At 63.9% G+C, this 13,208-nt stretch carries 11 protein-coding genes; 3 read left to right on the forward strand and 8 right to left on the reverse strand.

The features are described 5' to 3' along the window. Positions 1-126: 126 nt before the first annotated feature. Genes CEQ44_RS00005 through CEQ44_RS00020 form a run of 4 tightly spaced genes read right to left on the reverse strand, consistent with a single transcriptional unit; the run spans position 127 to position 6,135 of the window. Entirely contained in the window at positions 127-1,278 is a 1,152-nt protein-coding gene (locus CEQ44_RS00005; protein WP_088185537.1) for a hybrid sensor histidine kinase/response regulator, read from the reverse strand. Then, the gene (locus CEQ44_RS00010; protein WP_088185536.1) at positions 1,275-1,850 is read right to left on the reverse strand and encodes a chemotaxis protein CheB; all 576 of its coding nucleotides are present in this window, start codon (positions 1,848-1,850) and stop codon (positions 1,275-1,277) included. The genes CEQ44_RS00005 and CEQ44_RS00010 overlap by 4 nt, the downstream gene beginning before the upstream one ends. Continuing rightward, positions 1,847-2,683 carry a protein-glutamate O-methyltransferase CheR gene (locus tag CEQ44_RS00015; RefSeq protein WP_088185535.1) on the reverse strand — a complete coding sequence of 279 codons (837 nt, stop codon included), beginning with the start codon at positions 2,681-2,683 and terminating at the stop codon, positions 1,847-1,849. The genes CEQ44_RS00010 and CEQ44_RS00015 overlap by 4 nt, the downstream gene beginning before the upstream one ends. Next, positions 2,683-6,135: a response regulator gene (locus CEQ44_RS00020; protein ID WP_088185534.1), complete on the reverse strand. Its 3,453-nt coding sequence runs from the start codon at positions 6,133-6,135 to the stop codon at positions 2,683-2,685. Before CEQ44_RS00020 ends, CEQ44_RS00015 begins: the two co-directional genes overlap by 1 nt. A 213-nt stretch (positions 6,136-6,348) precedes the next feature. Here CEQ44_RS00020 and CEQ44_RS00025 point away from each other — a divergent pair, with 213 nt between their 5' ends. Beyond that, complete coding sequence (locus tag CEQ44_RS00025) at positions 6,349-8,466, forward strand: PAS domain-containing sensor histidine kinase (protein WP_140419389.1); 2,118 nt, start codon at positions 6,349-6,351, stop codon at positions 8,464-8,466. A gap of 45 nt (positions 8,467-8,511) precedes the next feature. Here CEQ44_RS00025 and maiA read toward each other — a convergent pair whose 3' ends face one another. From maiA to CEQ44_RS00045, 4 genes are read right to left on the reverse strand one after another with little or no spacing between them, the layout of a single operon-like run. Next, entirely contained in the window at positions 8,512-9,165 is a 654-nt protein-coding gene (gene maiA, locus CEQ44_RS00030; RefSeq protein ID WP_373438217.1) for a maleylacetoacetate isomerase, read from the reverse strand. Positions 9,166-9,209: 44 nt separating this feature from the next. Further along, positions 9,210-9,977 (reverse strand): SDR family NAD(P)-dependent oxidoreductase, encoded by a 768-nt coding sequence (locus CEQ44_RS00035; protein WP_088185533.1) that lies wholly within the window; start codon positions 9,975-9,977, stop codon positions 9,210-9,212. Between the two features lie 2 nt (positions 9,978-9,979). Then, positions 9,980-11,311: a histidinol dehydrogenase gene (hisD, locus tag CEQ44_RS00040; protein ID WP_088185532.1), complete on the reverse strand. Its 1,332-nt coding sequence runs from the start codon at positions 11,309-11,311 to the stop codon at positions 9,980-9,982. Between the two features lie 15 nt (positions 11,312-11,326). Then, positions 11,327-11,626 (reverse strand): putative quinol monooxygenase, encoded by a 300-nt coding sequence (locus tag CEQ44_RS00045; RefSeq protein ID WP_088185531.1) that lies wholly within the window; start codon positions 11,624-11,626, stop codon positions 11,327-11,329. 174 nt (positions 11,627-11,800) lie between these two features. Here CEQ44_RS00045 and CEQ44_RS00050 point away from each other — a divergent pair, with 174 nt between their 5' ends. Both CEQ44_RS00050 and CEQ44_RS00055 read left to right on the forward strand, forming a co-directional pair. Beyond that, complete coding sequence (locus tag CEQ44_RS00050) at positions 11,801-12,820, forward strand: LacI family DNA-binding transcriptional regulator (protein ID WP_088185530.1); 1,020 nt, start codon at positions 11,801-11,803, stop codon at positions 12,818-12,820. A gap of 155 nt (positions 12,821-12,975) precedes the next feature. Further along, positions 12,976-13,197, forward strand: a complete 222-nt coding sequence (locus tag CEQ44_RS00055; protein ID WP_088185529.1) for a hypothetical protein — start codon at positions 12,976-12,978, stop codon at positions 13,195-13,197. Positions 13,198-13,208: the final 11 nt, after the last annotated feature.

The following is a 13,208-nucleotide window of genomic DNA, read 5'->3' on the forward strand; positions in this document are numbered from 1 at the left end:
GCATATCGCGGCAATCGCGTACAGCTGTCCAACTCGCTGTTACATGTGCCGATGGATCATGCGCGTAACATCCGCACAGCCTTGTCATCGTCAGCCCGCAACGACGACGGCAGCCGCGCGCGCGGATCAGGCCACCAGCGCTTCCACCGTCGGCAGCCGGACCAGGAAGATACTGCCTTCACCGGGCGCACTATGTTTGAGCGACAGCGCGCCGCCGTGCAGCGCCACCAGTTGCCGGACGAGCGCCAGCCCAATGCCAAGGCCGTCCTGCGCCTCGCCCGTCGGCCGCTTCACCTGCGCGAACAGGTCGAAAATCCGCGCCTGCATGTCGGGCGCGATGCCGATGCCGGTGTCGGCCACTTCTATTTCCGCCCAGCCATCGACCCTGCGTGCGGTCAGGCGCACATCGCCGCCCGGCGGCGTATATTTGGCCGCATTGTTGAGCAGATTGCTGACGATCTGGACGACGCGGGCATAATCGGCGTCGAGCCAGATGGGATCGTCGGTGACATCGATGACCAGCCGGTGCTGCGCCGCCTCTATGGTCGGCTGGCATGTTTCCACGGCGAAAGCGACGACTTCCTGTAGCAGGATGCGCTGCGTCTTGAGCGAAATCTTGCCTTGGTCGATGCGCGCGATATCCAGGATATCCTCGATCAGGCGGGACAGATGATGGACATGGCGACCCATCCGCCCCCGAATGTCGCGCGCCGCGTCGGTGCCCTCGCGCTTCTCCAGCAGGTGGAGGCCCGCGTCCAGCGCTGCGATCGGATTGCGCAATTCATGGCCCAATATCGCGAGAAATTCATTCTTGCGCCGGTCCGCCGCCTTGAGCGCATCGGCCAGTGTCGCCAGTTCGTCGCGCTGCGCCAGGATCTGCCGCCGCTGATCGTACAAGTCGAAGAAGATCGCGGCCTTCGAGCGCAATATATCCGCTTCGATCGGCTTCTGGATGAAATCGACCGCGCCTGCCTCATAGCCGCGAAAGCGCCGCTGCAGGTCCGCGCTCCCCGCCGTCACGAAGATGATCGGAACATGGCGGGACCGTTCGTTGCCGCGCATATATTCGGCCAGCTCGAACCCGTCCATGCTTGGCATCTGAACGTCGAGCAAAGCCAGGGCGACGTCGTGGACCAGCAGCAGTTCCAGCGCCTCCTCCCCCGACCGGGCCTTCAGGCATATGAGGCCGTCGCGCTTGAGCAGCGCTTCGAGCGCCAGCAGATTCTCCTCAAGGTCGTCGACCAGCAGGCAATATAGGGGGTGGGTGTCGCTCGTCATGTCGTCGCCAGTGTCAGAAGATAGGAAATGATGTCATCGATGGTCATGGCTCGCGCCGACGGACAGGCGGCGAGCGCCGCCGCCGGCATGGTCGCGACCTGCGCTTCGGCAGGGTCCTGCGCGATGGCGAAACCGCCCGCGTCGCCCACCGCCGCCAGTCCTGCCGCGCCGTCATGATTGGCGCCGGTCAGGACGATACCGGCGAGGGCCGGACCATAGGCATCGGCCGCGCTTTGCAGCAGCACGTCGATCGCGGGGCGGCTGTGGTTCACCGGCTCGTCCCAGGACAAGGCCAACGAACGGTCGGCCTCCACCAACAGATGATAGTCCGATGGCGCGAAATAGATCGTGCTCGCCGCAATCGGTTCCTTGTCCTCCGCTTCCCGGACCGGAAGCAGGCATTTGGACTGGAACAGGGCGACCAGCGCATTGCTGCGGTCCGGCGGCACATGGACGACGATCAGCACCGGCAGCGGATAGGCGGCGGGCAGCGCCGGCAATATCCGCAGCAATGCCTGGACGGCACCGGCCGACGCGCCGATCGCGATCGCCTGGATCGGCTGCACGTTCATGGCTCCCGCCTCTGGTAGATTTTTTCCTCCCGGACGAAATCGGCGAAGGATGGCGCGTGATGGGAAAAGCGCAGGCTCTCCTTCGATCCCAGGCCCAGAAAGCCCTTGCGCGCGAGCGAATCGCGAAACAGGCCAAGCGCCCGGTCCTGCAAATCCCGATCGAAATAGATGAGGACGTTGCGGCACGAAATGAGATGCATTTCAGCAAAGACCGCGTCGGTCACCAGGCTGTGATCGGAAAAGACGACCTGCGACCGCAGGCTCTTGTCGAACACGGCGCGACCATAGTCCGCCGTATAATAATCGGACAGCGAGGACCGCGCGCCCGATTGCTGATGGTTTTGCGTGAACTTGCGGATCTGGTCGAGTGGATAGATCCCCGCTTCGGCCGCCTGAAGCGCATTGGGGTTGATATCGGTCGCGTAGAACAGCGTGCGCTGGTCCAGCCCCTCCTCGCGGAACAGGATGGACAGCGAATAAAGTTCTTCCCCATTGCTGCACCCTGCGACCCAGACTTTGAGCGAGGGATAGGTGCGCAGATGCGGGATCACCTTTTCCCGCAAGGCGCGGAAATAGCCGGGATCGCGAAACATCTCGCTGACCTGTACGGTCAGATAATTGAGCAGGCGCGGCAAGGTAGCAGGATCGTGCAGCAGATGGTCCTGCATGGCGGAAAAGCTGGCGAAGCCCAATTGCGTGCGCGCTTGCAGTAGGCGGCGCTTGATCGAGGCGCGCGCATAATGCCGAAAGTCATAATGATAGCGTTGATACAGCGCCTCCAGCAGCAGCTGGATTTCGATATCCTCGACGCCCGCCGGCACCTCGCCCTGCATTATCGCGGCATCCACACGCGCACCAGCGAGAGCAATTTATCGACGTCGATGGGTTTGGCCATATAGTCGTTGGCCCCGGCTTCCAGGCAACGCTGCTGATCGTCAGGCATCGCCTTGGCAGTCAGCATCAGGATCGGCAGCCCGGTCCAGCGCGGATCGCTGCGCAGCGTGCGCGTGGCGGTCAACCCGTCCATCACCGGCATCATCACGTCCATCAGAACAAGGTCGATAGCCTTAGCCGGATCGTCCACAGACGCCGCCAGCGCATCGATCGCCTCCTGCCCATTGCGGGCGATCTGGACCGCCGCGCCGCGCGGTTCCAATACGCTCGTCAGCGAATAGACGTTGCGCACGTCATCCTCGACAATGAGGATGCGGCGGCCTTCCAGCGCGGCATCGCGATTGCGGGCCTTCTGGATCATCTTGCGCTGTTCGGGCGGCAGTTCGGACACGACCTGGTGCAGGAACAACGACACTTCGTCCAGCAGCCGTTCGGGCGACTTGGCGCCCTTGATGATGATCGAACTGGAATAGCGGCGCAGGCGCTGTTCGTCGTCGGGCGACAGGTCGTGGCCGGTATAGACGATCACCGGCGGGAAGCCATGATCCCCCTCCTCGCTCAGCGTTTCCAGCAGGGCGAAGCCGGACGTATCAGGCAAGGTCAGGTCCAGCACCATGCAGTCGAACGTATGCTGGCGCAGTTGCTCCAGACATTCGGCCGCGGTGCCGACACCGACCGTTTCAACGTCGTCGGTCAGCAGCAGCCGGGCGACGGCATCGCGCTGGACCGGATCATCCTCGACGATGAGGACGCGGCGGACTCGCGTCGCCAGCTTGGCGTGCAGATTTTCCAGCACTTCGGCCAGTTGCTCGCGCTTCACCGGCTTCACCAGATAACCGACTGCGCCCAGCGACATCGCGGCCTGGCTATGGTCCGACGCAGACACGACATGGATGGGAATATGGCGCGTCGCATCGTCATGCTTGAGCCGGTCCAGCACGGTCAGCCCAGACTGGTCGGGCAGGCCAAGGTCCAGCACGACGGCGCTGGGCTTATACTCCCGCGCCAGCTTCACCGCTTCTTCCGCCGTGCCGGCAATGATGCATTGGAAGCCCAGGTCGCGCGACAATTCACATATGATAGAGGCGAAGACTTCGTCATCCTCGATGATGAGGAGCAGGCGGCGCCCTTCGGCGATCGAGGCGCGATCATCCTCGACGATCCATTTGGGCTGGGCCGGGACATGTCGGGCGGGCGCTGGCGCGGCGGGCGCGGCCTGAACGGGTTCGGCGCGGGCTGCCGGGGCCGCGGGCGCCGCGGCACGCGATCCTGCCGTGGCCGGATCATAGACCAGCGGCACGCTCAGCGTGAAGCGGCTGCCCTCGCCGGGCTTGCTCTCCAGGCTGATGCTGCCGCCGAGCAGGCGGGCGAGCTGGCGAGAGATGGACAGACCAAGGCCTGTGCCGCCGTACCGCCGGCTGATCGTACCGTCCGCCTGGTGAAACGCCTCGAAAATATGGCTCTGCTGCTCCTTCGACATGCCGATCCCCGTATCGGCGACCGCGATCGCCAGGCGATCGCCCTCCATCGGGGCCAGGGTCAGGCGTATGCTCCCCTGTTCGGTGAATTTGAAAGCGTTGGACAAAAGATTCTTGACGATCTGCTCGATCCGCATCCGGTCCGTCTCGATCGCGCGGGGGCAATCGGGTGCGATCTCAATCTCAAACGCCAGATTGCGCGTTTCGGCGACCGGCTGGAACATTTGCCGGATATCGCCGACCAGCCGCTGCAACGGCACGGTTTCAGGCTGGACCTGGATATGCCCCGCCTCGATCTTAGACAGGTCGAGAATGTCGTTTATGAGCGTGAGCAGATCGTTCCCCGACGACTCGATCGTCCGCGCGAATTTGACCTGATCGTGCGACAAGTTACCTTCAGGATTGTCGCCCAGCAGCTTTGACAGGATCAAGAGCGAATTGAGCGGCGTGCGCAATTCGTGCGACATATTGGCGAGGAAATCGGACTTATACTGGCTTGCCTGCTCTAGTTCGCGCGCCTTCAACTGCAGGGTGCCGGTGGCGCGCTCCAGTTCGTCGCGCTGGTTTTCCAGCGTCTGGGCCTGCTCCTCCAACTGGCTGTTGGTCTGTTCCAGCTCGACCTGCTGCTGTTCCAGCCGGACCTGGGATTCCCTGAGCGCACGCCCCTGTTCTTCCAGTTCCTCATTCGAAACGCGCAGTTCCTCGCTCTGCGCCTGCAACTCGCCCGACTGGCGCTGGGTTTCCTCCAGCGCATCCTGCAACCGCGCGCGGAAGCGGGCGGAGCGCAGGGCTATGCCAATCGCTGGCGACGCCTGCTCCATAAGTTCGAGCACCGCAGGGCTGATCTGCTGGAAAAAGCCCAGTTCCAGCACCGCATTGACGACCTCGTCCGCCTTGGTCGGGATGAGGACCAGATGGCGTGGCCGGTCCCTGCCCAACGCCGATCCGATCGTCAGATAGCCATCGGGAATATCCTGCAAGACGAGCGGCGTGCCTTCGGCGGCGACCTGCCCCAGCAGCCCTTCCTTGACCAGAAAACCGGCTGGCACATCTGCATCAGCCGGTATGCCGAGGGTTGCGACGCGCTGGAAACGCCCCCCCTCCCCCTTGAACAGCGCGCCGCCCTGGAAGCCGAGATAGCGGGCAAGGAAGCCAAGGATGGCTTCGCCCACTTCCTCCACCGACTTTTCGCCGCCCATCGCTTTGGCCAAGCCGAGCTGACCAGCCTGCAGCCATTGCTGGCGCGCGCGGGCGCGGGTGCTGATCCGTGTGAGGATGAAGATGACGATGGTAAGGCCCGCGCCGATGAGGCTGGATATGACGCCGGTCATGATGGCGGTGCGCGACGCGGCCGCCATGTCGTCCATGCGGATCTGGCGCAGCCGCAGCTCTTCCTGCGCCATGCCGTTCAACTGCGCCCGGATCGCATCCATTTCCACCTTGCCGCGGTCGGTCATCACTACGGCCAGCGCCGCCGCCACGCCTTGGGTCCGGCGCAGGTCCACGGTTTCGCGCAATTCCGCCAGCTTGGCATCGACATGCCGCTTCAGCGCGGCGACATTGGCCTGCTGGGTCGGATTGTCGCGGGTCAGCGTGGCGACCGCCTGCATCCGGCCGGTCAAATTCTTCACCGCACTATCATAGGGTTCCAGATAGGCTTGGGCGCCCGTCAAGAGATAGCCGCGCTGCCCCGTTTCGGCATCTTGGGTAGCCGACAGAAGTTCGTCCAGCGCCATCAATACGCTGTGGGTGTGGCGGATCGCCCCATCGCTCTCGCGCAGGCTTTGTATGTTGCGATAGGCGACCGCGCCGCTGATGATGAAGAAGGCCAGACCAAGCGCCAGGCCGATCGCGGCCCAGATCGACGCGCGGGACAGCGGGCTGCCCGCAAAAGCTGTTTTTCCGATTGCCATGGACGTTCGCGTAAAGCGGTCTCAGCCATCCGCCAAGCGATTGTTTTGTCCGCCGCGCCGTGATGGCGGTCTCCACCGGCGCAAAGCTAATCTGTATCAATGCGCAGCCCCATCAGCCGTGCGATGATACGCGGAACATCGGTTCGATGATGGTCGCGGGTCGCCCTCCGCCCGATACATTGTTAGGAGGCGGATGTGATTGTCGGAGCAGATATGACCCATGGCTCATCGTCGGCGGAACAGGATGCGTCCAGCGCGCAATCCTTTCTGATCGAAGCGAGCGAGCGGCTGGCGGCGGCGCGATCCATGAGCGAGGTTGTCGATGTGCTGCGCCGGACGGCACGGTCCGCCATCGGCGCGGAGGGGATCGCCGTCGTGCTGAAGGACGGCGATTTGTGTCATTATGTGGCCGAGGACGCCATCGGCCCCTTGTGGAGAGGCTATCGATTCCCCGCCGATAGCTGCGTGTCGGGCTGGACGATGCGCCATGGGCAGACTATCGCTATCGCCGACATATTGACTGACCACCGGGTGCCGCAGGAGGCCTACCGCCCGACGTTCGTCCGCAGTCTGGTCATGGCGCCGATCGGCAGGCCGGCGCCGGTGGCAGCGCTGGGTGCCTATTGGTCGCAACCGGGCGCGCATGACCGGGCGACGATCGACCGGCTGGAAAGCCTGGCGCGCCTGTCGGGCATCGCGATCGAAAACGCCCGGCTGATCCATGAAATGGAGGAGAGCGAACGGCATCGTGCGCTGATCCTGGCGGCCGGGCGTATGGGCAGCTGGACGTTCGACACCGCCACTGGCGCTTTGGACGCATCGTCATTGTGCCGTCGCAATTTCGGCCGCGATCCGGCGCTGCCGTTCAGCTATGCCGATTGGCAGGCGGCTATCCACCCGGAAGATCGAGACCGCGTCAACGCCGCGATCCGCGACAGCCTGAACAGCGGTTGCGACTATGACGTCGAATATCGCGTGGTGACGCCCGATGGCGGGATACGCTGGGTCGCGGTGCGCGCGCAGCCCGCCCGGCTGGCCGATGGTGCCGCCACAGGCCTGGCCGGCATATCGATCGACATCACCGATCGTAAACATATGGAAGACGCGCTGCGGACATCGGCCGCAACGCTGGAGCATCTGGTCGAAGAACGGACACGTGAACTGGTACGGACGCAGGACGCGTTGCGCCAGTCGCAGAAGCTGGAAGCCATGGGCCAGCTGACCGGCGGGGTCGCGCATGACTTCAACAATCTGCTAACCCCCATCATCGGCAGCCTCGACCTGCTGCACCGGCGACAGGTGGGCGGCGAACGGGAACAGCGGGTGATCGCCGGCGCGCTGGATTCAGCCGACCGGGCGCGGACGCTGGTCCAGCGATTGCTGGCCTTCGCTCGCCGCCAACCGCTCAAACCCGAACCGGTCGATTTGGGCTCACTGGTGCGCGGCATGGCGGAACTGATCGGTACGACGCTGGGGCCTCAGATCAAAGTCCGGCTCGATCTGGCGACCGACCTGCCTTCTGCCCTTGCCGATGCGCATCAGGTCGAAATGGCGCTGCTCAACCTCGCGGTCAATGCGCGCGACGCGATGCCCCGTGGCGGCGAATTCGTCCTGTCCGCGGATTATATCGACCAGCCTGACGCCGTGGCGAATAGCGTGAAGCCAGGGCGTTATGTCATCCTGCGCGTGGCCGATACGGGCGTTGGCATGAACGCCGAAACGCGGCGGCGCGCAATCGAGCCTTTCTTCTCTACCAAGGGTGTCGGGCAAGGGACTGGCCTTGGCCTGTCCATGGCCCATGGGCTGGCGTTGCAACTGGGTGGCGCGCTGACGATCGACAGCGCGCCGGGACACGGGACAGCCGTCGCGCTGTGGCTGCCGGTGAGCGAGCGAAACCCGATCGAGGCCCGCGATGCGCCGACATGGCAGACGGCCTTCACAGGGACCGCCCTGCTGGTCGATGACGAGGATATTGTGCGCGCCAGCACGGCGGATATGCTTACGGATCTGGGCTTCCAGGTAATGGAGGCCCGCTCCGGGGCGGAGGCGATCGCATGTCTGAATCGGGCAGACAGCATCGACATCATGGTCACCGATCATATCATGCCGAACATGACCGGTGTCGAACTGGCGCGGGAAATCGCGCTGATCGACCCCATGCTGCCTGTGTTGATCGTATCGGGCTATTCCGATGCCGTCGGGCTGGCGTCCAGCCTGCCGCGTCTGGGCAAGCCGTTCCGGCAGGCGGACCTGGCCGCGGTGCTGGCGACCATCCTTCCCACGCCGCTGACTCCACCGATGGACATTGCGCAGGATCAGCGCCAGGACTGACGCCATATTGCGGCTGATCCACCAATCACATTCATTTGAGGCGGCTCAGTCCGCGTCGGCCTGCCTGTCGGGATGGGCGGCGGCGACACACGGCTCCTCGCGCACGCGGCGGACGGTTTCGACCAGGCGGGGGAAGGCATGGAGGTCGACGCCGAACCGCTCTGCCGAATAGAGTTGCGGAACGATATGGCAGTCCGCGAGCGTCAGCCTGTCGCCAAAGCAGAAGCGACCGCCATGGCGCGCAACCATCACTTCGAGCGCGCCGAAACCCGCCATGATCCAGTGGCCGGTCCAGTCACGCAGCGCATCCGGCCCGGCGTTCAGTTCATCGCGAAGGCGATTGAGCACGCGCACATTGTTGAGCGGATGGACATCGCAGGCGACGATCATCGCCATGGCGCGGACAATGGCCCGATCATCCATCTCGGCCGGCAACAGCGGCGGATCGGGATAGCGTTCGTCGAGCCATTCGATGATCGCGCTGGATTGGGTCAGAAGCTGCCCGTGCGCCTCCAGCGCCGGCACCAGCCCCTGCGGATTGAGCGCCAGATAATCGGGCGCACGCTGTTCGCCGGTCCGCAGATCATGGCTCACCTGGCGATAGGCCAACCCCTTCGCATTGAGCGCGATCCGGGTGCGATAGCTGGTGCCCGACCGCCAATAGCCGTGCAATGTCAGAGCGGTGTCGTGCATCTCCATGGCAGCACGATAGCGGCCCGCCACCTGTCAGCCAAGGCCGATGCTCATTCAGCAGTCCAGCCGCCGTCCACGACCAGGCTGGTGCCGGTCATCAATGCGGCCGCGTCGGAGGCTAAAAACACCACAACGCCCATCAGATCCTCCACTGTGCCCAGCCGCCCCAGCTTGATCTTCTCCAACACGCCGGCCAGGAACGCCTTGTCCTCGAAAAAAGGCCTGGTCATCGGGGTTTCGATGAAGGTAGGCGCGACCGTGTTGGAACGGATGCCATTGGGGGCGAGGTCGAGCGCCATCGCCTTGCTCAATCCCTCCAGCCCCCATTTGGACGCGCAATAGAGCGATCGGCGCGGACCGCCGACATGGCCCATCTGCGACCCCATATGGATGATCGACCCGCGCAGCCCCGCGTTGATCATCCGTCGCGCAACACATTGCGCCACGAAGAAAGCGGCGCGCAGGTTGAGGCCCAGCACCGCATCATAATCGTCTTCCGAGACTTCGATGAAGGGCTTGGGCCGGTTGGTCCCAGCATTGTTCAGCAATATGTCGAACGGCGCTACGCCGTCCAACGCCGCCGCCGTGCCCGCCACATCATTGACGTCGATCAGCAGCGTGTCAGCCTGTCCGCCCGCCGCCTGGATCGCCTGCGCGCCTGCCTCGATCTCGCTCCTGCTGCGCGCCGCCAGCGTGACATGCGCGCCCGCCTGCCCCAGCGCGGCGGCGCAGGCAAGGCCGATGCCCCGCCCCGCCCCCGTCACCAGCGCCCGCCTGCCATCCAGCCGGAAACTCGGCGTCGTGGGAAGCGCATCCATGCTCATGCCGCCGTCGCCGGGGTCGGTTCCGCCATGCCGGCATAAGGCACGTCGCGCCCGCCATAACGGCGCACGCGGACATTGGCCTGCTCGCCATGACCGGCAAAGCCCTCCAGCCCGCACAGGCGGCTGCAATATTCCCCGATCAGCGCGGAGGCCTCGTCCGTCAGCACCCTCTGATAGGTGCAGGTCTTGATGAACTTGCCGACCCACAGCCCGCCGGTATAGCGGGCCGATTTTTTGGTGGGCAGCGTATGGTTGGTGCCGATCACCTTGTCGCCGAAGCTGACATTGGTGCGCGCGCCCAGGAACAGCGCGCCGTAATTGGTCATATTCTGCAGGAAATAGTCCGGGTCGGCGGTCATCACCTGAACATGCTCAGACGCGATCGCGTCCGCAATACGGACCATCTCGGCATCATCTTCCGCCACGATCACTTCGCCATAAATGTCCCATGCCTTGCGCGCATAGTCCGCCGTCGGCAGGATCAGTAGCAGGCGCTCTATTTCCCGTATCGTCTCGCGCGCCAGCTTTTCCGATGTAGTGAGCAGCACGGCCGGGCTGTCCGGCCCATGCTCCGCCTGCCCCAACAGATCGGTCGCCGCCAGTTCGGCGTCGCAACCGATCTCGTCGGCGATGACCAGCGTCTCGGTCGGGCCAGCGAACAGGTCGATGCCGACGCGGCCGAACAATTGCCGCTTGGCTTCGGCGACGAAGGCGTTGCCCGGCCCGACCAATATGTCGATCGGGTCGATGCTCTGTGTTCCCAGCGCCATGGCGCCGATCGCCTGGATGCCGCCCAGCGCATAGATGGCGTCGGCCCCGGCCATCGCCTGCGCCGCCACGATGGCGCGGGCGGGCTGACCCTGGAAGGGCGGCGCGCAGGTGATGACGCGCGGCACGCCGGCCACCTTGGCGGTGATGACCGACATATGGGCCGACGCCAGCAGCGGATATTTGCCGCCGGGCACATAGCAGCCAGCGGCGTTGACCGGCAGATTCTTGTGACCCAGGATCACGCCAGGCAGCGTCTCCACCTCCACATCCTGCATGGAGGCGCGCTGGATCTGGGCGAAATTGCGCACCTGCGTCTGCGCAAATTCGATGTCCTTGCGCTCCTGCGGCGTCAGGCTGTCGACGCAGGCGTCGATTTCCGCCTGGCTCAGGCGATAATCATCGCGATCCCAGCCGTCGAACTTGATCGACATCTCGCGCACTGCGGCGTCGCCACGCGTTTCGATATCGGCCAGTGCCGCCTCGACGATATCACGCACCTTGCGGTCGGCATCCGCCTTCGATTGCGCCGTTGCGCCACGCTTCAAATATCGCGCCATAGTCCTGATCCTTACTTAAAAACCGTCCACCGCCGTCTCGACATGATCGACGTCCGGCGGGCTTATGAAAAAAGGACCGACCAGCGCGCGCCACGCCTGATAGCCGGGCGCGTTGCGGAAGCCATCGACATGGGCAGCGACAGTGTCCCAGCCCACGACCAGCCGATACTGGCCCGGCCGATCGACCGAGCGGTCGAGCCGAAAGCTGCGGCACCCCTCTGCTGCGCGAAAATGGGGGATCGCCTGAACGACAGCCGCTTCGAAGCGATCCGCATCTGCCGGATCAATCTCTAGCCGCGCCACTTCTCTAATCATGCTTGCTCTTCCCGACTCGATATATACATTGCATACTTATGCATCATGAATTCCGCAATATAGATTGGCAATCCCTGAGTGAATCTCGAGAATTACTCCCATGCCGATTGCAACGCTATTCAATCATGCGGATCGGGAGTTGCTCATTGCCATAACTCTTGCGAAGAAGGGCGCGTGAGCATCAATGACCGTTCCTTCATCACCGCCCATGACGTAGCGCGCGCGGCTGGCGTGTCGCAATCTGCGGTCTCGCGCGCCTTCACACCCGGCGCCAGCGTCGCCCCCGACACCCGCCTGCGCATCATGGAAGCGGCGGAGCGGCTGGGCTATCGACCGAACCTGCTCGCACGCTCGCTAATCAACGGTCGCTCCAACATCGTCGGGGTTGGGGTTGGCGACCTGGCCAACCCTTTCTTCGTCGAGACGTTGCAGCTATTGTCGCGAACGCTCGACCAGGCCGGTTTACGGCTGCTCCTCTTCCCCGCCGAAGGTAGCGGCGGCGGCGAGCCGTCGATCCATGAAATTTTGCATTATCGCCTCGACGCACTCGTTCTCCTGTCGGTCGGCCTGTCTTCAAATCTGGCGGAGGAATGTCGCAAGGCGCAGGTGCCCGTGATTCTCTACAATCGCACGACGCGGGATCATGCCGCCTCCAGCGTCATCGGCGACAACCTTGTCGGCGCGCGCACCATCGCGGCCCATCTGCTGGCCGGCGACCATCGCCGCATAGCCTTCCTCGCCGGCGCTGCGGGTTCTTCGACCAATGCCCAGCGCGAGGCCGCCTTTTTCGACTATCTGGCGGAGCAGGGTGCGCCCGCGCCGATTCGCGCCGCGGGAGACTATCGGATCGAGATGGCGACCGCGGCGACCCGGCGATTGCTGGCGGGCAAGGATCGGCCCGATGCGATCTTCTGCGCCAATGACAGCATGGCGATCGCCGCGATCAACGTCGCGCGCCACGAATATGGGCTGGATGTCGGCCGCGAGATTTCGATCGTCGGCTATGACGACGTGCCGATGGCGGCCTGGCCGGCCTTCTCGCTGACAAGCTATGCTCAGCCGGCGCAGTCGATGGTGGATCAGACTGTGCGTCTGATCCAGAAGCTGCGCGATGATCCAGGCCAACATGCGCATGTCGTGGTCGAAGGCGGCCTGGTGGTGCGGGGCAGCAGCCGGGCGGTCCGCCCGCGGTGACTGTGCTTACATCGCACGGCCATGACCGCCGTCCGTTTGCAGCGTAAAGCTGTCGCGATCGCTGTTCAGATCAGGCCGCGCGGGATCGACAAATGCTGCTTCCAGCGGAACAAGCATGTCCATGCGCCTGTTCTGCCAGGAAAGGAGACGACAACATGTATCAGGAAAAGCAGGATGGCGAGGTGGTAACCCATGTTTCCGCGGTCGAAGCCAAAGGCGGGTCGAGGTCCCGCGTCAGCCGCAATATTCTGGTCGTCAGTCTGTTGCTTGTCATCACTGCGCTGATCGCCAGCCTGGCCTTCGGCTTCTTCGAGACGGACCGAACGGGCGCGGATCAAGTGACCGCCGACAACACGGCGCAATCCGAAAGCAGGTAACGATGTAAGAC

Origin of the sequence: Sphingobium sp. Z007, assembly GCF_900013425.1 — a bacterium.
Taxonomy (GTDB): Bacteria; Pseudomonadota; Alphaproteobacteria; order Sphingomonadales; family Sphingomonadaceae; genus Sphingobium.

Excerpts from the sequence above, each read along its gene's own strand:
- CEQ44_RS00005 (WP_088185537.1), bottom strand. The coding sequence starts at position 1,278 with ATGACGAGCGACACCCACCCCCTATATTGCCTGCTGGTCGACGACCTT.
- CEQ44_RS00010 (WP_088185536.1), bottom strand. The coding sequence starts at position 1,850 with ATGAACGTGCAGCCGATCCAGGCGATCGCGATCGGCGCGTCGGCCGGT.
- CEQ44_RS00015 (WP_088185535.1), bottom strand. The coding sequence starts at position 2,683 with ATGCAGGGCGAGGTGCCGGCGGGCGTCGAGGATATCGAAATCCAGCTG.
- CEQ44_RS00020 (WP_088185534.1), bottom strand. The coding sequence starts at position 6,135 with ATGGCAATCGGAAAAACAGCTTTTGCGGGCAGCCCGCTGTCCCGCGCG.
- CEQ44_RS00025 (WP_140419389.1), top strand. The coding sequence starts at position 6,349 with ATGACCCATGGCTCATCGTCGGCGGAACAGGATGCGTCCAGCGCGCAA.
- maiA (WP_373438217.1), bottom strand. The coding sequence starts at position 9,165 with ATGGAGATGCACGACACCGCTCTGACATTGCACGGCTATTGGCGGTCG.
- CEQ44_RS00035 (WP_088185533.1), bottom strand. The coding sequence starts at position 9,977 with ATGGATGCGCTTCCCACGACGCCGAGTTTCCGGCTGGATGGCAGGCGG.
- hisD (WP_088185532.1), bottom strand. The coding sequence starts at position 11,311 with ATGGCGCGATATTTGAAGCGTGGCGCAACGGCGCAATCGAAGGCGGAT.
- CEQ44_RS00045 (WP_088185531.1), bottom strand. The coding sequence starts at position 11,626 with ATGATTAGAGAAGTGGCGCGGCTAGAGATTGATCCGGCAGATGCGGAT.
- CEQ44_RS00055 (WP_088185529.1), top strand. The coding sequence starts at position 12,976 with ATGTATCAGGAAAAGCAGGATGGCGAGGTGGTAACCCATGTTTCCGCG.